This is a genomic window from uncultured Thiohalocapsa sp. (assembly GCF_913062725.1).
Classification (GTDB): Bacteria; Pseudomonadota; Gammaproteobacteria; order Chromatiales; family Chromatiaceae; genus Thiohalocapsa.
The window spans coordinates 1-22,602 of record NZ_CAJXWY010000061.1 but is presented as its reverse complement, the minus strand read 5'-3'; the positions used below and the strand labels follow the sequence as shown (position 1 = coordinate 22,602).

Genomic DNA, 22,602 nt, shown 5'->3' with positions numbered 1-22,602 from the left:
GTGGCGCAGCCGCCGAGCAGCGATGCGCTCAACAGGGCAGCGGCGGACAGGGAAGCGAGCTTGACGTTCTTGGTCATCGCGGTCTCTCCGTTTGAGTTTGCCGATCGGCAATGAATATATAACACAGGATGAAGGTCACTCCGAACCCTCCCGTTAAGATGTTAGCAGAATAGAACAGCGTCGTGCCGCAACAACGTCTGCGCACAGGTCAGCCGGAAAGCGCGAAGCGACGACGCCCAGGGCTGGCTGTGCGCGCACACGCGCCTGCCGATGGGGCATCGTACGCATCTTCACCACACCCATCGTTGCTGCGGCGCAACAGGCATGCATGGCGACACCGGCTATTGTCGGGAATACGCAGACATTGCGATGCTCGCGGCTACACTCACATTCAGGCGTTATATCGCCCCATGCCGGGCCGGCGGCCATCGGCGGCTGCACGCCGGCATCCGGGCCCGGTTGACCCTGAAGCCGCGCTGAGCACAATCGTCCCATGGTCGAGCGCTACTATCGCAGAGCCCTGCCGCAGACGGGCCCCAAGCCGTTTCGCTGTGAGGGCTTCGTCCACGATGGCACCATCCACAATGCGACGGGTCAGCCCATCGCCATCGACAGCCTGCCGCCATTCCTGCGCGCCTTGCTGGTCACCGATGGCACCGTCACCAAAATCATCGAGGCCTACTTCTGGGAGCCCGTGGTGGTGGACACCCTGCGCCAGGAGTTCGTCGTCGCCGCCGACGACATCCCGTGGGTGAGCGTCGCCGGCGGCGAGCGCGTCATGGTGCGCCGCGCGTGCCTGCGCGGCGCCCACAGCGGCAAGGACTTCGCCAACGCCTTCTCGGTGATTCGCACCGAGCTCATACCGGGCCACTTCCGGCGCCGGCTCATCGACCGCGAGATCGGGATCGGCGCGCTGATCCGCGACAGCGGCCTGGAGAGCTACCGCGAGGTGATGGAAGTCGGCCTGGAGCCGGATACCGACACCGATGGCGCGGTCTTTCGGACCTATCGCATCATTATCGCCGGTGAGCCGGTGATCCTGATCACCGAGACCTTCCCGCTGTTGCTCTATCGCTGAGGCCGCGCCCGGGGCACGCATGCTGGAATCACAGCCGCCGTCCGCCGTCGCACCGAGGGCTGCCGCCATCGACACGCTGCGGCACCTGGAGACGCCCGAAGGCGTGGAGATTGCACTGCGTGTGGCCGGCCCGGTGCCACGGGTGCTGGCCTTTGGCATCGATCTCGCCGTGCGCGCCGCCATCTGTCTGGCATTGCTGCCGCTGGTCGGTCTCGCCGGGATGGGCGTCGGGCTGCTGCTGCTGGCACTGTTCCTGCTGGAGTGGCTGTATCCCGTGTTCTTCGAGCTGCGCAGCGGCGCCACGCCCGGCAAGCGCGCCATGGGGCTCCTGGTGGTGCACGACGATGGCACGGCGGTGGGCCCGTCGGCCTCGTTGCTGCGTAATCTCCTCCGGGCAGCGGACTTCCTGCCGCTGTGCTATGGCCTCGGCTTGGCGGCCATGCTGATGGACCGTGACTTCCGGCGGCTCGGCGACCTCGCCGCCGGTACCCTGGTGATCCACCGCGATGCACCGCCACAGCCAGTGGCCGTGCCACCGCACCCGCCGCTGCCGCCGCCGGCACCGCTAGATCTGGCCACCCAGCAGGCGGTGCTCGCCTTCGCCGAGCGCAGTCGCACCCTGTCGCCGGCACGCCAGGCCGAGCTCGCGGCCCTGGCCGGGCTGACCGTCACAGCGCCCGCCGATGCCGTCGCCACCCTGCTCGGCATCGCCAACTGGATCAGCCGCGGCAAGCCGGGCACCGACGGCCCGATGCATCCAGCCCGGCGGCGCGACGACGCGGGCCCCGGGGCGACGCCATGAAGCAGCAGGCGTTCGAAGCAGCCCATACCGATACCTGGCGGCGCCTGGAGGCGCTGCTCACCGCCCTGGAGGACCGGCGCACGCCGGGCCGGGATGTGCCGGTGCAGGGGCTGGCGCAATGGCTGCGGGCGGTGAGCAATCACTACGCCCTGGCCCGCGCCCGCGGCTACAGTCCGGGGCTGGTGGCGCATCTGCATGCGCTGGTGCGCCGCGGCCACCGCCAGCTCTACCGCCCGCAACGGCGCTGGCCGCAGCTGGCGCTGCACTTCGCCACCGCCGGCTTTCCCCGGGCCATACGCCGCCATGCCGGCCTGTTCTGGCTCGCCTGCGCGCTCTTCTTCGGCCCCATGCTGGCGATGGGTCTCGCCTGCCATGCCGACCCCACCCTCATCCACAGCCTGCTGGACGGCGCGCAGGTGGCCGAATACGAGACCATGTACGATCCCGCCAACACCAGGCCCGGCCGCGCACCGGCCCGCCAGGCCGACGACGACCTGATGATGTTCGGCTTCTATGTCTGGAACAACGTCGGTCTCGCGCTGCGGACCTTCGCCTGGGGGCTGTTGGCGGGGGCCGGCAGCGGCTTCGTGCTGGTGATGAACGGACTGGTCATCGGTGCCGTGGCCGGACACCTCACCCAGCTCGGCTTCGGGACGCCGTTCTGGACCTTCGTCAGCGGCCACAGCGCACTGGAGCTGACCGGTATCGCCGTCGCCGGCACCGCCGGTCTGCTGCTCGGCGGCGCCCTGCTGGCGCCGGGGCGCCACGGCCGGCCCGCCGCCCTGCGCTTACGCGCCGCCGAGGCCGTGCCGCTGGTGCTCGGCGCCATGGCCTTGCTGGCGCTGGCGGCGATGGTGGAGGCGTTCTGGTCCGCGAGTGCAGGCGTGCCGCCCGGGGTCAAGTATGGCGTCGGCGCCACCGCTTGGGTGCTGGTGGTCGCGTATCTGCTGCTCGCCGGACGCGGCGGCGCGGATTCGGCCCAAGCCCGCCACGGCGGAGCATAAGCCGTGGACCTGAGCCGCATGACCATCCAGGCGCGCCCGCGCAGCCCCTGGGAGAGCCTGGATCTCGGCTTCGCCCTGGCGCGCGCCTGGTTCGGACGGTTGTGGCTGTGCTGGTGGCTCACGGCGGGCCCGGTGGCGCTCGTGGCGGCCCTGGTGCTGCACCGCCACCCGCAGCTTTGGCTGCTGCTGCTGTGGTGGTGCAAGCCCGCATTCGAAGCCCTGCCACTGTATTGGCTGAGCCGGGCGGTCTTCGGCGAGCAGCTGGCTGTCGCCGCTACCCTGCGCAGCCTGCCGCGGGCGCTGCCGCCGCGGCTGTGGCCGCAATGTCTGTGGCGACGCATCGCCATGCATCGGGCCTTCAGCATGCCGGTGACCCTGCTGGAGGCGCCCCGTGGCCGCGCCCGCCGGCAACGGTTACGACGTCTGGGCACCGGGGCCAGCGCCTGGCTCACACTGGTCTGCGCGCAGCTGGAGGGCATTTTCTGGCTTTCGGGCATCCTGCTCTTGGCCTTCCTGATCCCGGCGGGACTGCCCATGCCAGACCTGACGACGGCGTTCGTGGACGCCGGCCCGGCATCCTACTGGGCGGGGAGCCTGCTCTTGCTGGTGGCCATGTCCGTGGTCGCCCCGTGTTATGTCGCCGCGGGCTTCGCGCTCTACCTCGGCCGCCGCACCGAGCTGGAGGCCTGGGATCTGGAGCTCGTCTTCCGCCGCCGCAGCCCCCGGGGCGGTCGCAGCGCACGGGCTGGCGCCGCCCCACTGCTGCTCGCGACGGTGCTGGCGGCGGCGGCGCCGAGCCCCGTCGCGGCGGCGGTCATGACCCCTGCGGAGGCGAAGGCGCGCATCGAGGCGGTGCTGGCGCAGCCGGACTTCGGCGACACGCGCGAGGTGCATGTGTGGGTCTATGTGGGCGCAGACAGCCCATCTGCGGCGGCCGCTGACGACGGCGCCGTCCTGCCCGCGTGGCTCGTGCAGGCGCTGGCGAGTGGCGCCAAATGGGCCCTGATCGGCCTCGCCGCCGGCGCCCTGATCGCGCTCGCGCTGCGGCTGCTCCCGATCAGCGGCGGTGCGCAGCGGCGGCGCCGGCGGCGCCGCGAGGCCGGCGCGCCGGCATCGCCGCCACGCGCCGGCGACGCGCCGACGCCGCCAACCGACATCGCCGCGGCGGTACGACACGCCCTTGCGATCGGCGATGTGCGGGGCGCCCTGGGGCTGCTGTATCGCGAACAGGTGACGCAGCTGCGCGCCACCGGCCTCGCACTGCCCGACGGCGCCACGGAAGCGCAATGCCTGCGCGCCGCCCGCGCCCGTCTCCAGCCGCAGGCGCTGACCCGGCTCACGCGGGTGGTGACACTGTGGCGGGCGGCGGCCTATGGTCACCAGCCGGTGCGCCCCGACAGCGTCGCGGCACTGTTGCCCGCCGAGGCCAAGGCATGCGCGCACAACGATCATGGTTGAGGAGCCCGTGGTGCACGCGGTGCGGGCGCAACGACGCCGGGGCGGCGGCGTCTGGCTGCTGGCGGGCCTCGTGGCCCTGCTCGCCGCCGGCGGCGGGCTCTGGCTCAGCGCCAACTTCGAGCGCCAGACACGCGAGGTGAGCGTCGGCGCATCGGCGGCCGCGCGCGCCGACCCCTTCCTGGCGGCGGCACGCTTTCTGGCCGACAGCGGCCTCGACGCCCGCAGCGCCGCGGGGTCCGGACTGCTGCAACGGCCACCCGCGCCCGCCGACATGCTGGTGGTGGACGGCCTGCCGGCGCTCACCCGCCGCCGGCGTGAGGGCCTGCGGGACTGGCTGACCGCCGGCGGCCGGCTGCTGGTGACGGCGGTGGACGCGGCGCAGACCGCCGCCGGACCGGAGCCGTTCCTGGCCCAATTCGGCGCGGCGCTGCGCCGTGATGCCGACCCGGGCGCCGGCGACGAGGTACTGGCGAGGCTGCGCATCGATGGCTATCCGCGGGCGCTGACGGTGGGCTTCGCACCGGGGCGGTACCTGGCGGACCGCTCCGGCGCCGCCGAGGCGCAAATCATCACGCACGGGCGCCCGCGGCTGCTGAAGTACGTGGTGGGCGCGGGCATACTCTATGTGGTGAGTGACAGCCGTTGGCTCAGCAATGCGCACATCGGCCGCCACGATCATGCCCTGCTGCTGGCGCTGCTCGCCGCGGACCGGGAAACCGTCTGGCTCCTGCACGCGGCGTCGGTGCCGTCCCTGCCGGCGCTGTTGTGGCAGGCCGCCCCCGCCGCGCTGCTATCGGCGGCCCTGCTGCTCGGCCTGCTGCTGTGGCACGCAGGTCGCCGGCTGGGTCCGCTGCTGCCGGCGCCGGACACCGCCCGGCGTGATCTGCTCGAGCACCTGCAGGCCGCCGGCGACTTCCTCTGGCGCCAGAACCGCGGCAACCGGCTGGTGGCACAGACCCGCCGCCGGCTGCAGCGCCGCTGGCTGCGGCGCCAGCCGGCGCTACTCCACCTCGACGAGGCCGGGCGCGCCCACCACATCGCCGCACAGACTGGTCTATCGCCGGCGGCGGTGCGGGCCGCGCTCTACGGCCCCGTGGAGGATGCCGCCGACCTGGTGCGCATCACGGTCACCCTGCAGCGCCTGCTGCAGGCCCACCCGTCGGGCGCGGCACCCAGGCACCAACACCCAGCCACCGGGAGCCGCCCATGAGCACAGCCAATCCGCCGAGCGACGAGCGCCTGCAGGACGCCCGAGACGCCCTGGGCCGCATCGAACGGGCCGTGAACCGCACCGTGCTCGGCCAGCGACAGGTGGTGCGTGAGGTGGTGGTGGCCCTGGCCGCCGCCGGCCATGTGCTGCTGGAGGGCCTGCCCGGCATGGGCAAGACGCTCTTGGTGCGTGCCCTGGCACACGCCCTGGGCGGGCGCTTCGCACGGGTGCAGTTCACGCCGGACCTGATGCCGGCGGACATCACCGGACACGCCATCTTCGACCTGCAAACCGAGACCTTCCACATCCGCCGCGGGCCCATCTTCTGCAACGTCCTGCTCGGCGACGAGATCAATCGCGCGCCGGCGAAGACGCAGGCGGCGATGCTGGAGGCCATGCAGGAGCAGCAGGTGACCGTCGAGGGACAGTCGCTGGCGCTGACACCGCCCTTTCTGGTGCTGGCGACCCAGAATCCCATCGAGCAGGAGGGCACCTACCCGCTGCCGCTGGCGCAGCTGGACCGCTTCCTGCTCAAGTCTTACATGGATTATCCGGGCGCCGACGACGAGCTGTCGGTGGTGCGCACGGTCACCGCCGGCGCCGTCGGCGACACCCTGGACGTTTCCGCCGTGGAACAGGTGCTGGCGCCGGCGCAGGTGCTCGCGCTGCAGGCCACCGCGGCGGCGCTGACGCTGGACGACGCGGTGCTGGACTATGCCCTGCGCCTGGTGCGGGCCACCCGCGACTGGCCCGGCCTGGACAGCGGCGCCGGCACCCGCGCCGCCGTCGCCCTGGTGCGCGCCGCCCGCGGTCATGCCCTGCTGGCGGGCGAGGCGTTCGTGAGTCCGGATGACATCAAGGCCATGACGCCGGCGGTGCTGCGTCATCGGGTGCGCCTGGGCGCGGAGCTGGAAATCGAGGGTTATCGGCCCGACGACGTGCTCGCCGAGCTGCTCGCCGCCGTGGCCGCGCCGCGGGCATGAATCCAGCGTCGCAGGTACGCGCCCAGCGCCGCAGGCCTTGGGGCGGCGCCGCAGGCGTGCGTGTGGCGCCGCGGGCATGAGCGCCCTGAGCCCGGGCCGGCCGCTGTTGCTCGCCGCGGGAGCCTGGACGGCCATCGGCGTCGGCGCGGCCTGGCTGGCGGTGCTGATGCCCCTGTGGCAGGGCGCCGGCGTCTTGCTGGCAGCGCTCGCCGGAGCGGACCTGTGGCTGCTGCTGCGCACGCCGCCGCCGCAGGTGGAGCGCCGCGTCAGCGCCATCCTCCCCCAGGGCGTCTGGTGCCCCGTGCAGCTGGCGCTGGTGAATACCGCGGCGCGGCCGCTGCGTCTGGCACTGCATGACCTGCACCCCGCCGACGCCGAGGTCGCAGGCCTGCCGGCGCATCTTCGGCTCGGCGCCGGCGCCCGCGCCGAAGTCGGCTATCGGCTCAAGGCGCCGAGCCGGGGCCCGCGGGCATTCGCCGGCTGCGATCTCAGGGTGCAGTCGCCGCTCGGGCTCTGGGGCCGGCGCCGGCGCGCGGGTGCGGGGCGCCGCGTGCGCGTCTATCCCAATTTCGCAGCCATCGAGCATGGCACTCTGCTGGCGGCGAGCGACCACCGGGCGGGCCTCGGTGTACGACGCCAACGCCGCCGGGGCACGGGTGCCCAGTTCCATCAATTGCGCGAATACCGCCGCGGCGACTCGCTGCGGCACATCGACTGGAAGGCCACCTCCAGGATGCGCAAGCCCATCACCCGCGAATACCAGGACGAGCGCGACCAACGCCTGGTGTTCCTGCTGGATTGCGGACGACGCATGCGCCACCGCGACCGCGACGGCCGCTGCCACCTGGACGAGGCGCTGAACGCCCTCCTGCTGCTGGCCTCTGTCGCCGTCCGCCAGGGCGATGCGGTGGGCCTGCTCGCCTACGGCGGCAGCGAGCGCTGGCTGCCCCCGCGGCAGGCGCCGGATACGGTGCAGCGGCTGCTGGGGCAGGTGTTCGACCTGCAGCCATCGCTGGCGGTGGCCGACCACCTGGCCGCCGCCCGGGACCTGCTGCTGCGGCAACCGCGACGCGCGCTGGTGGTGTTCCTCACCAACAGCCGCGACGAAGACCAAGCCGAGCTGCTGCGCGCCGCACAGGTGCTGCGTCGGCGCCACCTGCTGCTGGTGGCGAATCTGCGCGAGGCTGCGCTGGATGAGGTGGTGTCGGCGCCGGTCACGACGGCGGCGGCGGCGCGGCGGTTTCACGCCGTTCAGGCCTACCTCGACGCGCGCGCCCGTCAGCACGAGCGCCTGATGCATCTGGGCTGCCGCGTGCTGGACCTGCCACCCGCGGAGTTGCCGGCGGCGCTGGTGAGCAGCTACGCCCGCATCAAGCGCTCGGCGCTGTTGTGAGCCGGCTCCAGGCGCCGCGCGGACAGCCGTTCGGCGCCGTGGCCCCGGGCTCAGCCAGCGGGTGTCTGGGACTGCCCCACGGGCAGCGCCGCGCAGTCCGGGCCGGCGGGCACCAGCTGCAGCCCGAGCCGTGCCGCCAGGGCCGCCCCGAGCCCGCCGGCCACGTCCTGGCCCGCGAGGGCGCCGGGCGGCAGCAGGTCTACCAGCCGCGTCATGGGCAGGCCCGCATAACCGCAGGGGTTGATGCGCGCGAAGGGGGCCAGATCTAGGTCCAGGTTCAAGGCGATGCCATGGTAGGAGCAGCCGTGGCGCACACGCAGACCCACGGATGCGATCTTGGCGCCCTCGACGTAAACCCCCGGCGCATCGGGGCGTGCCTGCGCGGTCACACCGAAGCCCGCCAGCGTATCGATAACCGCGCCCTCGAGCACGGCCACCAGCTGGCGCACGCCGATCTTCAGCCGGCGCAGGTCCACCAGCACATAGGCGATGATCTGCCCCGGCCCGTGGTAGGTCACCTGCCCGCCGCGATCGGTCTGCACCACCGGGATGTCACCGGGGTCGAGCAGGTGTTCCGGGCGGCCGGCCTGCCCCTGGGTGAACACCGGGGGATGTTCCGTGAGCCAGAGGGCGTCTTCGGTGGTGGTGGTGCGCGCGTCCGTGAACCGCTGCATGGCGCGCCAGCAGTCGCGATAGGCCACGCGCTCCAGGCGGCAGAGCCACAGTACCTGCGGTGTCGGCTGCATGCGGGACAAGGCGGCGCTGCGGTGGCGGACCGGCCCGCCTCAGAGTGCGTAGACCACCAGCTCGTGGTCGCTGAGCTCGCGGTAGATGGCGTCGAGCTGTGCCTTGCTTTGGGCGCGGACGCGGGCGGTGACGGCGAGCCATTTGCCGCCGCTGCTGGCGCGCGTGGTCACGGCGCCGGGATCGAGATCCGGCACGTGGCGGTGGAGGATCTCCCGGACCACGGCCTCGATGGCCGTATCCGCGGCCCCCATGGCCTTGATGGGAAAGATGCAGGGGAAGTCCAACAGCGTCTGTTGGCTCGCTTGGGGATCTTGGCGACTCATGAACGCTTGCCGGCGCAGTGATGGGCGTGTCTGGTCTGCGATGCGCAGAACATGGGGGCGGTGGCAGCGCCTGTCGACCCGGCGCCACGCGGGATGCGCCAGCGGAGCACGCAGCCGCCGCCCGCGCGCGCCCGACGCGCGTCAGCCGTCACCAACGGCGCAACACCGCATCCCACCCCCGGCGCAGCCAATCCCCCCTGGCGACGTCGGCGAGCGCGACCGCCGGCTCGCGCCGAATCTCGGTCTCGTCCAGACGCAAGACGATGTCACCGACGACGTCGCCCCAGTCGACCGGTGCCACAATGTCGGCCGCCGGCTCCAGCACGGCGCTCAGCTGCGCATAACTGCCGCGCGGAATGGTGATGTACAGGTCTCGCATGGGGCCCACGGGCAGCTCGGTCTGCGCCCCGCCCCAGACCCGCAAGCGCTCCACCGGCTCGCCCCCGGCGAAGGGCCGGTAGGTTTCGAAAAAGTTGAAGCCGTAGTTGAGCAGGGCCTGACTGTCGGCAACGCGTTGGCGGTCGCTGTCGGTGCCCATCACCACGGCGATGAGGCGGCGGCCCTCGCGCTCGGCGGAGGAGACCAGACAATAGCCGGCGGCCTTGGTATGGCCGGTCTTGACACCGTCGACGCTGGCGTCGAGCTTGAGCAGGCGGTTGCGGTTGGATTGCGTGATGCCGCCGTAGGTGAACTCGGGCAGCGAATACCAGGCGTAGTATTGCGGAAACTCGCGCACGACGGCGGCCGCCACCCTGGCGATATCGCGGGGTGTGGTGTAATGCTCCGGATCTGGCAGGCCGGCTGCGTTGACGAAATTGGAGTTGGTCATGCCAAGACCCGCCGCCTCGCGATTCATCACCTCCGCGAAGCCCGCCTCGCTGCCGGCGATGTGCTCGGCCAGGGCGACGCTGGCGTCGTTGCCGGATTGCACGATCATGCCTTTGAGCAAGTCTTCGATGGAGACCTGCGTGTCGACTTCGATGAACATTCTGGAGCCGCCGGTGCGCCAGGCCTTCTCGCTGACGCTGACCACATCGTCGAGCGCCAGGCCGCCCGCATCGAGGGTACGGAACACCACGTAGGCGGTCATGATCTTGGTGAGGCTCGCAGGCTCCAGGCGCTCGTCGGCGTTGTGCTCGGCGAGGATCGCACCGCTGTCGAAGTCGACCAGCACATAACCGCTGGCATCGATCTGCGGTGGCGGCGGGATCTCGAGCGCCTGCGCGCCGCACACCGCTGCGACGTTGATGCCCAGCAGCACGAGCACGACGGCGAGAACGCGGGGGAGACGAACGGGTTGGGCCTTCGCAAGCATGGCGGGTTCAGCGGTAGCGCGGTTCAAGCTCAGGATGCGACGCTGATTCTACCCGCGATGGGTCAGGCGCACAGCGCTCGCTGCGCGTCGGCGCCGCGGTGGCCCGACGGCGATCGCCGCCGGTTTCGCAGCCGTGGGCGTGCAGTGCTGGGATTGCCGTGTTGGCGCCGCCGCACGGGCAAGCGCCGGGGCTCAGCGCGGCAGCAGCAACGCCCGGCCGACGCCGATTGCCGCGAGCTCGCCGGCGAGCCGCTCGGCATCGGCGCGGGAATCGAGCGGCCCGATACGAACACGAAAAAGCCCTCCATCTCCATCATCCCGTGTGCCATCGTCGGCGATACTGACGGGCGCGGAGAGCGCTTCACCCAGGCGTCGGCGCAGACGCTCGGCGTTGGCGCGCGCACCAAAGGCGCCCACTTGCAAAAAGTAGCCGTCGCTGCTGGCCACCGCGGGCTGCGCCGACGGCCTGCGCGCCGGTGCCGCGGCCTGGACGAAATCCGCATCACCGCGCGCCATCGCCGGGGTCGCACTGCTCGGGGAATCGCCGCGCATGCGGCGCGCCGCCAATGTCGGCGCGGACGCATCGGGTGTGCTTCGCACGGGCCTTGGGGTCGACGCCGCCGGGCTGGCGCGACGACGCCCCAACTCCGCCTCGGCGATGCGCAAGGTCTTCGGCACCTTGCCGCCATGATCCCGCGGGTCGATGGAGGTCACCCGCACCCGGGCCGTACCTTGCTTGTGCATGCCGAGCTGTTTGGCCGCCGCATAGGACAGATCGATGATGCGATCGCCGACGAAGGGCCCGCGGTCGTTGATGCGTACGATGAGATGACGACCGTTCTCGAGGTTGCTGACCAGCGCATAGGTGGGCAGCGGCAGCGTCTTGTGGGCGGCGGTCATGCGGTGCATATCGTAGCGCTCACCGCTGGAGGTCTTGCGCCCGTGAAACTTACGGCCGTACCAGGAGGCGATGCCGGTCTCGACATGATTCCGGCTGCTGGACTTGGGATAGTAGGTATTGCCGAAGACGACGTAGGAACGCATGTTGCCGGCGCGCGCCTTCGGCTCCACCCGCGGCTCGGCGCCGGCGATGTCCGAGATACGCACGCTGCCCTGCTTGCCGCCACCGCACCCGGATAGGACCAGCGCCAGCAGCAGCAGCGGTAGCAATGTCAGGGCGCAAGCGAGGGGTTGCGTCGCCGCCTGGCGATGCCCGTCAGGACGGGCCGGGCTGGGGTCAGCCGGGTGCATGGGCGCCTCCCGCACGCGCCGCCTGCGCGGCGATCGCCTGGCTCAGCTGGTGCACGGCCATGGCGTACAGGTTGCTGTGGTTGTAACGGGTGATGGCGTAGAAGTTCTCGAATCCGAGCCAGTATTCGGTGCCATCACCATCCAGCGCCAGCAGCACCGCGCGGGTGTCGCCCGCCGGCATCGCCGCCAACCCCGCCGGGTCCGGCGCAATTCCGGCGTCGGCCAGTTGCGTGAGCGTCTGTTGCGGGCGCGCCGGGCGCTTCTCGGCGACCGGCACAGTCGCCGGCGGTGCGCCGCTCAGCAGGGCCGGTGCCGCCACCGGCCCACCCCGGCGCCAGCCGTGCCGGGCCAGATAGTGGCCGACACTGCCCAGCACGTCCGCGGGGCTGTCCCAGAGATCGCGACGGCCGTCGCCATCGAAGTCCACGGCATAGGCGCGGTAACTGGACGGGATGAACTGGGGCATGCCGAGGGCACCGGCGTAGGAGCCCTTGGCCGCGCGGGGGTCCACCTGCTCTTCCCGCGCCAGCAGCAGTAACTCGCCGAGTTCTTTGCGGAAGAATGCCGCGCGCCGCGGATAAGCAAAGCCCAGGGTGCTCAGGGCGTCCAATGCCCGGTGGCTGCCCAGCGTGCCGCCGTAGTTGGTCTCGATGCCGATGATGGCGGTGACGACGGCGGGCGGCACACCATAGGCGGCCTCGACCCGGCGCAGCAGATCGGCATGTGCGCGCAGGAAGGCGACGCCGCCGTCGATGCGCTCCGGAGTCACGAACAGCCGCCGGTAATCCCGCCAGGGCTTGGCCTCATAGGGCCGATTCATGGCGTCGATGATATCTTGCCGGTAGCGGGCGTCGGCCATGAGCGCCGCCAGCGCCTCACGGTCGTAGCCGAGCGTGTCGGCCATGTCCGCGACGAAGGCTCGGCGGCCATCGGCGTAGGCGGACGGCGTGTCCGCCCCGGCGGGGCCGGAGACGCCGGTGGCGGCGATGAGCACCACACTCACGGCGAGCAACAGGGGGAAACGAGCACTGGAATGCATGGGCGCCATGGGTGACGGTTTCTCGGCACTGGGCGGCACGGGCTGATGTGTGACTTCGAGTATATGCCAGAAGTGTTTATTCAAAAATCAGTTTCAGTCAACGTATCGGTCTCGGCGGGCGCTCACCCGCGGTCTGGCCGCCGGCCGCCGATGGCCGGTCATGATTACCGCCCAAGTCCCCATGTGGTAGCGTTGCGGCTTTACCGACCACAGCCCACCAATGCCATGACCCTCGACAGCACCGATGTCGCCAAGATCGCCCACCTCGCCCGGCTGAAGGTAGCCGACGCAGACTTGGACGCCTACGCGCGCGAGCTGTCCAAGATCCTGCACCTGGTGGAGCAGATGGACGCCGTTGATACCAGCGGCGTGACGCCCATGGCCCATCCGCTGCACATGACCCAACGCCTGCGCCCGGATGCCGTCACCGAGACGGACCAGCGCGAGGCCTTCCAGGCCGCGGCGCCGGCCACCGAGGACGGCCTCTACCTGGTGCCCAGAGTCATCGACTAATCGCTGCCAACCGTCGCTTCTTCGGCGCCGCAGCGCCGTCGCCCACCGCCCGCCACTGCCAGCACCCATGCACGATCTGTCCATATCCGAACTCGCCGCCGGGCTGCGCGCCAAGCACTTCTCCAGCCGCGAGCTCACGGAGCACTTCATCCAGCGCCTGGAGCGCCTGGATCCCGCCCTCAACAGCTGCATCACCATGAACCAGGATGCGGCGCTGGTGGTCGCGGACGCCGCCGACCGGCAGCTCGCCGCCGGCGGCGGCGGCCCGCTCACGGGCATCCCCATCCTGCACAAGGATATCTTCCTCACCAAGGGCCTGCGCACCAGCTGCGGCTCGCGCATGCTGGACAACTTCGTGCCGCCGTTCGACGCCACCGTGGTGGAGCGCCTCGCCGCCGCCGGCACGGTGATGCTCGGCAAGGCGAATATGGACGAATTCGCCATGGGCTCCTCCAACGAAACCAGCTATTACGGGCCGGTGCACAACCCCTGGGACGTGGCCCGGGTCCCCGGCGGCAGCTCCGGCGGCTCCGCGGCGGCGGTGGCGGCGCGGCTCTGCACCGCCGCCACCGGCACCGACACCGGCGGCTCCATCCGCCAGCCGGCGGCGTTGTGCGGTATCACGGGCATCAAGCCCACTTATGGGCGCTGCTCGCGCTACGGCATGATCGCCTTCGCCTCCAGCCTGGATCAGGCGGGTGTGCTGGCGCGCTCGGCGGCGGACGCGGCGGTGGTGCTGCAGGCCATGGCGGGCTTCGACCCACGGGATTCCACCAGCGCCGAGGTGCCCGTTGCGGACTATGCCGAGACGCTCACAGACGGCATCCAGGGGCTGCGCATCGGTCTGCCCAAGGAGTATTTCGACGCCGGCCTGGATGCGGGTGTCGAGGCCTCGGTGCGCGCGGCTCTGGCGGCGCTGGAACAGCAGGGGGCCACGCTGGTGGATATCAGCCTGCCCAACGCGCCGCTGTCGGTGCCCGTCTACTATGTGGTGGCGCCGGCGGAGTGCTCCTCCAACCTGGCGCGGTTCGACGGCGTGCGCTACGGCCACCGCTGTGAGGCGCCGGTGGATCTGCAGGACCTCTACGAGCGCTCGCGCGCCGAGGGCTTCGGCGCTGAGGTGAAGCGGCGCATCATGATCGGCACTTATGCCTTGTCCGCCGGCTACTACGACGCCTATTACCTCAAGGCCCAGCAGCTGCGCCAGCTCATCGCCGCCGACTTCCGCAACGCCTTCCAGGACGTCGACGTCATCATGGGGCCTACGACGCCGACCACGGCCTTTGCGCTGGGCACCAAGACCGACGACCCCGTGGCCATGTATCTCAACGACATCTACACCATCGCCACCAACCTCGCGGGGCTGCCCGGGCTCTCGGTGCCGGTCGCGCCGGTGGATGGCCTGCCGGCGGGGCTGCAGATGATCGGCGATTATTTCGCCGAGGGGCGGCTGTTGAATATCGCCCATCAGTTGCAGCAAGCCACGGACTGGCACCTGGCGCCGCCACCGGATTTCGGCTGAGCGACGCGGGGGCCGGGGCCGGGCCTGATGCTCAGGCGCGCACGCGCCTCCGGCTGAGCCACCGCAACGGCTGCGGCGTCGAGCGCGGCGCAGCGGCGCGTTGCCCGAAGCGCCGATCGACGGGCATCGCAATCGACGGCGACCCCGCGCCCGACGACGCCCGCCTCAGGCGTCGGCGTCGAGCCAACCGCCCAGATGCTGCTCCAGCCGGTGCACGCGGCAGCGCAGCCGCTCGATCTCGTCGATGAGCTCCAGTGCCAGCGCCGTTCCCGGCAGATTCAGCTCAAGATCCCGCTGCAGCCGCAGCGCGCGGCGCACGCGGATGACCTCGATGCCGCGGAAAACCCACTGCTCCGGTGCCGTGCCGCGTGGATGCAGCATGCCCTCCGCCACCATGGCGCGCACCTGCTCGACACTGACACCGCACACCTGCGTCAGCTCGGCGAGCCTGAGCGCCAGCTGCTCATCCAAAAGATCCCCTGAGATGCCTGCTTGTGGTTCTGTCATGGCTCAGATCCCCAGCTTGGCGCGTGGATTGAAGGCTTTGAAGCGCTCGGCGAGGGATTCGAACGCGGCTCTGGCGGCGTCGCTCGTCGCCGGCGGATTGACGATCTCCAGCTGCACATACTCATCCCCCGGCGTCTTGCCGGGCAGGCCGCGGCCTTTGAGCCGAAGCCGCTGGCTGCTCTGGGCGCCGGCGGGAATCTTCAGGCTCACCTTGCCGCCGAGCGTCGGCACCGACACCGTGGCGCCCAGGGCCGCCTCCCACGGCGCGATGGGCAGGCGCAGGTGAATGTCGCGGCCCTCGGCACGGAAGACCGGGTGCGGCGCGAATTCCACCTCCAGATACAGATCGCCGCCGGCGGCGCCGCCGATGCCGCCGCCGGCCTGGCCGGCGAGGCGTATTTGCTGCCCTTCTGTGACGCCAGGGGGGATACGCACGTTGAGTGTTCGGGTGCGGCTTGCGATGCGGCCCTGGGCGTCGACCTCCGGCACCTCGAGGCTGAGCTGGCGGGTAGCGCCGTGATAAGCGTCTTCCAGCGAGATACGCACCCGCGCCGTCTGGTCTGCACCGCGGCCGGCGAAGCCGCCGCCGCGGGCACCGAAGCCGCCGTCGCCGCCCATACCGCCCATGCCCCCGAGATCGCCGAAGATGCTGGAGAAGAAGTCGCTGAACTGTGCCGCCTCTTCCGGCGACATGCGCTCGGCGCGCTGCCAGCGGCCGGCGCCGGCGCCGTAGCCGGGCGGTGGCCGGAACTCGTCACCCGCGTGCCAACCGGTGCCGAGGGCGTCGTATTGGGCGCGCTTCTCCGGGTCTTTCAGCACCTCGTTGGCCTCGTTCACCTCCTTGAAGTGCTGCTCGGCATCGGGCTCTTTGCTCACATCCGGATGGTACTTGCGCGCAAGCTTGCGGTAGGCGCGCTTGATGTCGTCCTGGCTCGCATCACGGGCGACGCCGAGGATCTTGTAGTAGTCCTTGTATTCCACGGTGACCTCGCGGTGGATCGCTCGCAATCGGTGGCTGCCCGGCGCAAGTCCATGCGGCGCAAGTCCATGCTTAGGGCAGCCCGGGGTGGAACTGCGCTGGGGCTATCTGGCGTCGGCTGCGCCCCATTCTAAACCCTCGGCCGGCGCAGACTCACGCCGGCGTGCGCCGACGTCGGCCGCACCGTCAGCGGCGGTCACCGCTCGCAGGGCGTGAAGAAGTCGTTGTCCATGGCCTCCAGGCACTGGCGGCCGGCGCCGGAGAGGGCGCCGGGGTCTTCGAGGGAGAGGCGCTCCTCGGTCTCCAGCGCCCGCAGCTGGCGGGCGGCATCACAGGCCTGGGTGTCGGCGCAGGCATTGTCCGCGCCGCAGACGCGTGTGACCAATGCCTGGCAGCGGCTGTCGCCGCCGCGGGCCAGATGCTCGCAGGCCGGAAACTCGGGCTCGGAGAGCGCTTCACGACAGCGCAGCGAGGTCGCCTTGGGCGCCCTATCGGCTGCCGCACCCGCGCCCTGGACGATACGCTGCTCGCGGCGCTCGCGCTGGGCCTCGGCGAACAGGCTGCGCGCATGCAGACAGGCCGCGGCATGGTCGCAGGCATCGTCGAAGCCGCAGGTCTTGCGCACCAGCTGCTTGCACCAGTCCTCGGCATAGACCGGCTGTGGTGCCACAGTGCCGCGCCAGGCGCGATACATGTCCTCGGTGGGCACCGCGACCCCATCACGCACGGTCACGGTGGAGCCGTCCTGCAGCCGGTGCACGCCGTCCCAGAGCTGGCGGCTGCTGCCGTTGTCCTGGCGCAGCGCGCGGTGGGTACCCGGCTCCACGACGATCTCACCGCCGCTTTGCAGCTCGCCCCGCCATGCCTGGGCCGCGGCGTTGGGCACCGCCGAGCAGAGACACGCCAGTGCGAGCGCCGCCACCGCCGCCGAAAACCCTCGAAGCCGTTGTTGCGTCTGCCCAGCCATAACCCGAGTCTAGACCAGGATCGGGGTGCTGTCGGCCGCCCACGGCGGCCGCCGCCCGCACACACCGTCAGCCGCCGCCCTTGCACATGCGCTGGCATTGCTCCAGCGTCTTGAAGGGGACATTGCCGTCACAGCCGCCCCACAGGAACCGCCGGCAGCGATCGGCCTGGTAGTCGTAGTAGTAGGCGGGCGTCGCGCCGCCGCAAGGGCCGGGGTCGGCCTGCTCGAGACAGCTCACGTGCATGCCGTCCGCCATCGGGCCGTTGTCGGCGCCACCGCCGCAACCGGCGAACAACCCCAGGGCCAACAGCGGCAGGCTCGCGGTGAGTCTGCGCCGTAACACAACAAGGCAATGGATCATGGCCGTCTCCCGTGAAGCGGGCGCCGCAGTTACCGGCGTGGCGCCGCGGGCGCCGGTCGTGCATCCCCCGCCGTGGCGCGGGCGGCCCGCACCGCCCGCCCGCTGGGCGCCGTCCGCCACCAGTCACGATGACGGAAATCGGCACCGCTGCGGGCCATGGGCCGATAACGGCCTGAGCGCAGGAAGCCCCAACCCTTGGCCCGCGGCCCGTGCAGGAACAGCGTCCAGGCGGGCCGGCCGCCGCGCAGCACCACGCGATGATAATCGGTTCCGCGCAGCAGATTGAGCCGCCAGGGCCGGACACGGCGACGCCGGATGGGGGGCTCGGCGATGGCCTGGCCGGGATCACCGCCCTGCGGCGGGTGTGCGAAGCGCAGTTCCTCGTAACCGCCGGTCAGCACCAGGCTCAGCGCACGGTCCCAGGGGTGGTCATGCAGCCCGCGGTCGGGATCGGAGTCGACGAAGCGGTGCAGGTAGACATGCCAGCCGCGAAGGCCAACCCGGTCCAGGCCGGTGACATAGTAGCGTTCCAGATAGGGCTCGCCGTGCTCGCCGTCGATGATGCGGCAGGGCAGGCGGTCGGTGAGGCGGCGCAGTAGCGTATCGAGCACGGGCACGTCGGTCGGGGATGTTGGTGGTTGCGACGGCGCAGAGCCTAACAACCGCAGGGCTCACATGGCGAGCCCGCCACCGATGCCAGCGGGGCGAGCGCGCAAAATCATTGCTCCATCGAGAAGCTGGAACAGGGCAAGAAGCAATATTCGCGTTGTCTAATGATTATGCTGCCGACGGTGAGTTGGGCGCATCGAAGCGCAATTTGGCCCCAGCCGCCAGCCCGACGCCCGCCCCACCCAACAGCGCGTCCACCGGGCTGCGAACCGCCCCGCCACCGCGATGCGGCACATGGGTGTGGATCTCCGTGGTCCTCACATCCCGATGGCCGGGCAGCGCCTGCGCCGTGCGAATGTCGTAGCCCGCCTTCAGCAGATGCGTCGCCAGGCTGTGCCGCAGCGTATCAGCCGCAGACCGGTGCCCTACATCAGCGCGGCCATCCGCCGCTTGCGCGCATCCGCGCCCGCACGCTCCCTCTGCGGCATCTGTGTGCCCTCGCCTGTAACCGTACCCGACTTAATAGACAGTCAGTCGCGAATCTGCGAGGTCTCGGTCGCGACGCTGACGATGCACGCCCCTGACGACCCTCCCCCTGCATGCATCGCCACCGGATAAGACGCCTCAAGTAAAGTCACCGGACAACAGCCCAACCCCTGGAGGGAACGAGCTGTCTCGACACTACCCAACGCCGGCCGTCGGATGCTTATGCGGCCAATCCACACGCCCAGCGGTGCTTAGGCGGCCAAACGGCCGCCTAAGCCCCTAAACGTGAAGCCCGCCGTCATGCGCAAGTCACTGGACACATGGCACATTCTGTGGTTGTCTCTGGCCTGGCGGGACGGCTTAGCAGGAACATTGGGCCGTCCAATAACTGTTGGGCCAATCAAATCTACGCCGCTCAAGTAGGAAAATCAATCATGTGTCAGTTTAAAGAAAAACTTAGAAGACATGAAAATTTCAAGGCGACAGTAGACTACTTACCAAATGACCATTCCAACCGCCACTCATTGACTTCCTATATTCAAAAGGCTATCAAACAATTCGGAGATTCGATAACTGTCCTCGACTTAGGATGTGGAGAGGGAAATTCCATTGATCTTTTCAAGAGAATAGCTCCAACAGCAAAATGGCATGGTATTGATATTGAAGATTCACCAGAGGTTAAGAGGCGTACCCGGAAGTATGCGTCGATAAAGACTTTTGATGGCGTAAATCTTCCATACTCAGATAGTTATTTTGACTTAATTTACTGCAACCAAGTTCTTGAGCATGTCCGATATCCGGATAAGTTAATGGTAGAAGTTTTTCGTACAATTAAGCCTAATGGTCAATTTGTAGGGGCCGTATCATATCTGGAGCCATTTCATTCATACAGCATTTTTAATTTTACTCCGTACGGAATCACTAGAGTACTTGAAGATGCCGGTCTTAGCGTAAAAGAAATACGACCAGGGTCTGACGCGTCGCTACTCATTAATCGCCAATTATTGAATCGCTCTTCTATATCTCGCTTTATTTGGAACAAAAATTATTTGCATATCGCGTGTGATTTGATCGGGAGTATTTTTCGCTTAGAACATTACGAACGCAACTTCCTCAAGATTCAATTTTCTGGGCATATATTTTTTTTGGCAAAGCGCCCGGCGAATGGGAATAGCCACAATGACTGAGCCTAGCAAGACAAATGCACTCGGACAGTAAAAAGCGTCGCTCCTTCGTCGCAGCGCTTTCTGCTGCCGGTGATTTGCAGCGTTGGGATTCAAAGAAATAGGAACTCCCGGTGAAGGAAACCGTTTACGTTGAAACGTCGGTCATAAGCTATTTGACAGCTCGACCGAGCAACGACTTGCGTGCGATGGCAAATCAGAGTACGACGATTGAATGGTGGGAAACACGTAGGCCGAGCTACAGCGTCTTCGCGTCTGACCTGGTGATATCGGAAGCAAGCAGAGGTCATCCGGAAGCTTCGCAGCGTCGTTTGGCTTCAATCGCTGACCTTCCATTACTTCAAATCTCGGAAGATGTCAGAGCACTGGTGCAGGCCCTAATTGAGAGCCATGCGCTTCCAGAGAAGGCGGAAACGGATGCGTATCACGTGGCCATAGCAGCGGTGAACGGAGTCGCGTATCTGCTGACCTGGAACTGTACGCACATTGCGAATGCACACACTCGGCCTAAAATCGAGAACACATGCAGGACACTTGGCTACGAACCGCCAGTCATCTGCACGCCCCTTGAACTCATCGAGCCTTGACCATGTGGCAAGATCCCACTGTCGCAGAAACACGAGCACTCAGAGATGAGTACGCTCGCCAGTTCAAGCACGACATCGATGGCATTTTCAAAGATTTGATGGCAAAGCAAGCTGCGCACCCTGAGCGCGTCGTCGCCTTTCCGCCGCGCAAACCAACGGTCAGGACCATGTTAGCCCAATCGGGTAAGGGCGGGTGTTTAGCCCGCCCTCCCCACACCACCTAGCATGCGGGTCCGCATTCGGCGGTTCACAAGAAGGGAGCACACGACGCTTTAGGCATAGCCATGCGCTTTCATCCACTGATCGCGAATGCTAATCAAGCCCTGGCCTTTAAGCCAGTCATTGGTCATACCAGTTTGCGTGCCCAGCGAGCGGGACAAGTGCCAGTCGCTCTTGGCGCTCATGCCCGTCCAGATCGCAGCCCGCTTCGGCGTCCCCAGGGTCAGCAGATGGCGGATGCGATTTTGCACCCCGCGCCACTGTTTCCAGTAGCACATGCGGATGCGCCGCCGCAGCCAGTGGTCCCGCTCGGGAATCGGCCGGTAGTCGTCCGAGATGCCGAAGTCGCCTATCCAACCACGGACGTACTCGGAGAGTTGCTTGAGTCGGTACGCCATCGACACGCCCCAACTCCGTTCGGTCAGCAAGTGCCGCCGGTGGCGGAAGTCTTGGTAGGCGCGCTCGGACCAACGCAGCGTCTTGCCCCGGAAGGTAAACCCCAGGAACTCGCAGTCGTCGGTCTTAACCACACGGCTCTTGTGCGTGTTGACCACCAGCTTGAGCGTTCTGGTCAGATAGCGAGACACGCTCGCCATGACCCGCTCACCGGCGCGGTGGCCACGCACGAGGATCAGCAGGTCGTCCGCGTAGCGCACAAAACAGTGCCCCCGACTCTCCAACTCCTTAGTCCTCGAGTCATCCAAGAGGATATCGGCCAGCAACGGCGACAACGGTCCACCTTGCGGCGCGCCAATCTCCGTTGCTTCGAGGGTTCCTCCAACCAAGACACCCGCCCGCAGGTAGTCACCGATCAAGGCCAGCAGCCGCTTGTCGCGCACCTTCCGACCCACGCGGGCCATCAGGACGTCGTGCTGGACTGTGCGTACAAGGCTGGCTGCGTAGCATCACGCTGCAACGCATCTCCCCCGGTCGGGTTCAACGACGCGTGCGAGCAAGCCACGGCTCCGCCTTGGCTTCTCATGTTCGGCCCTTCGTCGGGCACGCGCTCCATACTCGCCCGGCTACTACGGCCTCTGCTGACTTCTGTCCCGTCACGCCGAGCGTTGCCGCACGACGCGCTGTCCGAGTCACGGTAGGGTCCGGTGGCGATTCCAGCCCTTTCGGACTGGGGCCTCAGTTCGCCTCCCGTAGGCGCACGAACCGCTCGCGAGACAGATCTCCTTAGGATTTGCAGCATGAACTTTCAGTGCACAACCGCCGCATTGACCCTATCCCCTGCACCTGATGGGTTTCGTCATCTCGTGCGGACTCACCCAGGGACTAAGCCTTCTATGCGGTTTCTGTCCGTCGGCTCGCACCTTTGCGCTTGGGCGTCCTCTAGACATCCCCTCGCGGGTTTGCCCTTGCCGTCGGCTAGTAGTTATATCGGATCCAAGAGTCACTACAGGTACTCCTACAGGGGACTTTCATCCCATCAGTTCATGCCCATGCCGGGCGTACACGAAGGCATCCAGCCGGCCCGCGAATAGCGGCGCGGCTGATGCTTGCGTTGGGCTTCAAAGAAATAGGAACTCCCGGTGAAGGAAACTGTTTACGTTGAAACGTCGGTCATAAGCTGGCCGACGGGACATGAAGCGCAAACGCTACATCGACGATTATGAACATGACTGAAGTGCCAGCAGGCTTCGTTGTCTGCATAGATAACACCGACTATCAAGCGTCGCTTGAGCGGCACAAGATTTACAAATTCCTCAAGGACGACGACGCAGCCGCAGACGGCGATTTGCGGATTGTCGACGAGAGCGGAGAAGATTACCTTTATTCCGCTGAGCGATTTGTCCGAATCGAGGTTCCGTCAGAGGTACAGAAGTCGCTCGAAGTGGCCTTGTAAAGGAAAAGGCCCAACAAGTGCACCAGCCCGAGAGCATGCTGCTGAGCCGCCGTTGACGCGGGCGGCTCGGCAGCATGCGCCGGGCTGAGCTTGACGTTAGCTAGTGCCTGAACGAGAAGCCCGTTTTACTTTTTGAAACAGTGGCTTGCGATCTGTCCCCATGATCGAAGATCGAGCTTTCTCAGGGAAGGTGCGCTGCGGTCGCCGCGGGCG

The 22,602-nt window shown here is 68.2% G+C and carries 23 protein-coding genes and 1 pseudogene; 12 read left to right on the top strand and 12 right to left on the bottom strand.

Annotated elements, in window-relative coordinates; translation table 11 throughout:
• Positions 1-493: 493 nt before the first annotated feature.
• The 7 genes from QZ588_RS14810 to QZ588_RS14780 all read left to right on the top strand — a co-directional run bounded on the left by QZ588_RS14810 (position 494) and on the right by QZ588_RS14780 (position 7,928).
• Positions 494-1,078: a chorismate pyruvate-lyase family protein gene (locus QZ588_RS14810; protein ID WP_295543716.1), complete on the top strand. Its 585-nt coding sequence runs from the start codon at positions 494-496 to the stop codon at positions 1,076-1,078.
• A 19-nt stretch (positions 1,079-1,097) separates the two neighbouring features.
• Positions 1,098-1,880: an RDD family protein gene (locus QZ588_RS14805; RefSeq protein ID WP_295543715.1), complete on the top strand. Its 783-nt coding sequence runs from the start codon at positions 1,098-1,100 to the stop codon at positions 1,878-1,880.
• Positions 1,877-2,884 (top strand): stage II sporulation protein M, encoded by a 1,008-nt coding sequence (locus tag QZ588_RS14800; protein WP_295543714.1) that lies wholly within the window; start codon positions 1,877-1,879, stop codon positions 2,882-2,884. The genes QZ588_RS14805 and QZ588_RS14800 overlap by 4 nt, the downstream gene beginning before the upstream one ends.
• A gap of 3 nt (positions 2,885-2,887) precedes the next feature.
• On the top strand, positions 2,888-4,342 hold the full coding sequence (locus tag QZ588_RS14795) for a DUF4129 domain-containing protein (protein ID WP_295543713.1): 1,455 nt from the start codon (positions 2,888-2,890) through the stop codon (positions 4,340-4,342).
• A complete protein-coding gene (locus QZ588_RS14790; protein ID WP_295543712.1) occupies positions 4,335-5,552 on the top strand; it encodes a DUF4350 domain-containing protein in 1,218 nt (405 codons plus the stop codon). Before QZ588_RS14795 ends, QZ588_RS14790 begins: the two co-directional genes overlap by 8 nt.
• Complete coding sequence (locus QZ588_RS14785) at positions 5,549-6,535, top strand: AAA family ATPase (RefSeq protein ID WP_295543711.1); 987 nt, start codon at positions 5,549-5,551, stop codon at positions 6,533-6,535. Before QZ588_RS14790 ends, QZ588_RS14785 begins: the two co-directional genes overlap by 4 nt.
• A 76-nt stretch (positions 6,536-6,611) precedes the next feature.
• On the top strand, positions 6,612-7,928 hold the full coding sequence (locus QZ588_RS14780) for a DUF58 domain-containing protein (RefSeq protein WP_295543710.1): 1,317 nt from the start codon (positions 6,612-6,614) through the stop codon (positions 7,926-7,928).
• A gap of 50 nt (positions 7,929-7,978) precedes the next feature.
• On the opposite strand, the gene lipB is transcribed toward QZ588_RS14780, so the two are convergent.
• From lipB to mltB, 5 genes are all read right to left on the bottom strand, one after another.
• A complete protein-coding gene (lipB, locus tag QZ588_RS14775) occupies positions 7,979-8,674 on the bottom strand; it encodes a lipoyl(octanoyl) transferase LipB (protein WP_295543718.1) in 696 nt (231 codons plus the stop codon).
• 39 nt (positions 8,675-8,713) lie between these two features.
• Positions 8,714-8,998 carry a DUF493 domain-containing protein gene (locus QZ588_RS14770; RefSeq protein WP_295543709.1) on the bottom strand — a complete coding sequence of 95 codons (285 nt, stop codon included), beginning with the start codon at positions 8,996-8,998 and terminating at the stop codon, positions 8,714-8,716.
• Between the two features lie 148 nt (positions 8,999-9,146).
• Positions 9,147-10,313, bottom strand: coding sequence for a D-alanyl-D-alanine carboxypeptidase family protein (locus tag QZ588_RS14765; protein WP_295543708.1), 1,167 nt, complete (start codon positions 10,311-10,313; stop codon positions 9,147-9,149).
• 192 nt (positions 10,314-10,505) lie between these two features.
• Positions 10,506-11,564 carry a septal ring lytic transglycosylase RlpA family protein gene (locus QZ588_RS14760; protein ID WP_295543707.1) on the bottom strand — a complete coding sequence of 353 codons (1,059 nt, stop codon included), beginning with the start codon at positions 11,562-11,564 and terminating at the stop codon, positions 10,506-10,508.
• On the bottom strand, positions 11,551-12,603 hold the full coding sequence (gene mltB, locus QZ588_RS14755) for a lytic murein transglycosylase B (RefSeq protein ID WP_295543706.1): 1,053 nt from the start codon (positions 12,601-12,603) through the stop codon (positions 11,551-11,553). Before mltB ends, QZ588_RS14760 begins: the two co-directional genes overlap by 14 nt.
• A 225-nt stretch (positions 12,604-12,828) precedes the next feature.
• On the opposite strand from mltB, the gene gatC reads away from it, so the two are divergent.
• Positions 12,829-13,116, top strand: coding sequence for an Asp-tRNA(Asn)/Glu-tRNA(Gln) amidotransferase subunit GatC (gene gatC, locus QZ588_RS14750; protein WP_295543705.1), 288 nt, complete (start codon positions 12,829-12,831; stop codon positions 13,114-13,116).
• A gap of 67 nt (positions 13,117-13,183) precedes the next feature.
• Positions 13,184-14,638, top strand: coding sequence for an Asp-tRNA(Asn)/Glu-tRNA(Gln) amidotransferase subunit GatA (gene gatA / locus QZ588_RS14745; protein WP_295543704.1), 1,455 nt, complete (start codon positions 13,184-13,186; stop codon positions 14,636-14,638).
• Between the two features lie 165 nt (positions 14,639-14,803).
• Here gatA and QZ588_RS14740 read toward each other — a convergent pair whose 3' ends face one another.
• The 6 genes and pseudogenes from QZ588_RS14740 to QZ588_RS14715 form a co-directional block, all read right to left on the bottom strand.
• Positions 14,804-15,145, bottom strand: a complete 342-nt coding sequence (locus tag QZ588_RS14740; RefSeq protein ID WP_295543703.1) for a chaperone modulator CbpM — start codon at positions 15,143-15,145, stop codon at positions 14,804-14,806.
• Between the two features lie 3 nt (positions 15,146-15,148).
• Positions 15,149-16,126, bottom strand: coding sequence for a DnaJ C-terminal domain-containing protein (locus tag QZ588_RS14735; protein ID WP_295543717.1), 978 nt, complete (start codon positions 16,124-16,126; stop codon positions 15,149-15,151).
• Positions 16,127-16,320: 194 nt separating this feature from the next.
• Positions 16,321-17,091 (bottom strand): hypothetical protein, encoded by a 771-nt coding sequence (locus tag QZ588_RS14730; protein ID WP_295543702.1) that lies wholly within the window; start codon positions 17,089-17,091, stop codon positions 16,321-16,323.
• Positions 17,092-17,158: 67 nt separating this feature from the next.
• The gene (locus QZ588_RS14725) at positions 17,159-17,452 is read right to left on the bottom strand and encodes a BPTI/Kunitz domain-containing protein (protein ID WP_295543701.1); all 294 of its coding nucleotides are present in this window, start codon (positions 17,450-17,452) and stop codon (positions 17,159-17,161) included.
• 29 nt (positions 17,453-17,481) lie between these two features.
• The gene (locus QZ588_RS14720; protein WP_295543700.1) at positions 17,482-18,063 is read right to left on the bottom strand and encodes a hypothetical protein; all 582 of its coding nucleotides are present in this window, start codon (positions 18,061-18,063) and stop codon (positions 17,482-17,484) included.
• A 250-nt stretch (positions 18,064-18,313) separates the two neighbouring features.
• Positions 18,314-18,478 (bottom strand): annotated as a pseudogene (locus QZ588_RS14715) (tyrosine-type recombinase/integrase); the annotation flags it as partial.
• Positions 18,479-18,981: 503 nt separating this feature from the next.
• Here QZ588_RS14715 and QZ588_RS14710 point away from each other — a divergent pair.
• Entirely contained in the window at positions 18,982-19,734 is a 753-nt protein-coding gene (locus tag QZ588_RS14710; protein WP_295543699.1) for a class I SAM-dependent methyltransferase, read from the top strand.
• A gap of 110 nt (positions 19,735-19,844) precedes the next feature.
• Positions 19,845-20,318 carry a type II toxin-antitoxin system VapC family toxin gene (locus QZ588_RS14705; protein WP_295543698.1) on the top strand — a complete coding sequence of 158 codons (474 nt, stop codon included), beginning with the start codon at positions 19,845-19,847 and terminating at the stop codon, positions 20,316-20,318.
• 272 nt (positions 20,319-20,590) lie between these two features.
• Here the strand turns inward: QZ588_RS14705 and QZ588_RS14700 are convergent, their stop codons facing one another.
• Complete coding sequence (locus tag QZ588_RS14700; protein WP_295543697.1) at positions 20,591-21,397, bottom strand: reverse transcriptase domain-containing protein; 807 nt, start codon at positions 21,395-21,397, stop codon at positions 20,591-20,593.
• A gap of 764 nt (positions 21,398-22,161) precedes the next feature.
• Here QZ588_RS14700 and QZ588_RS14695 point away from each other — a divergent pair.
• Entirely contained in the window at positions 22,162-22,389 is a 228-nt protein-coding gene (locus tag QZ588_RS14695; protein WP_295543696.1) for a hypothetical protein, read from the top strand.
• Positions 22,390-22,602: the final 213 nt, after the last annotated feature.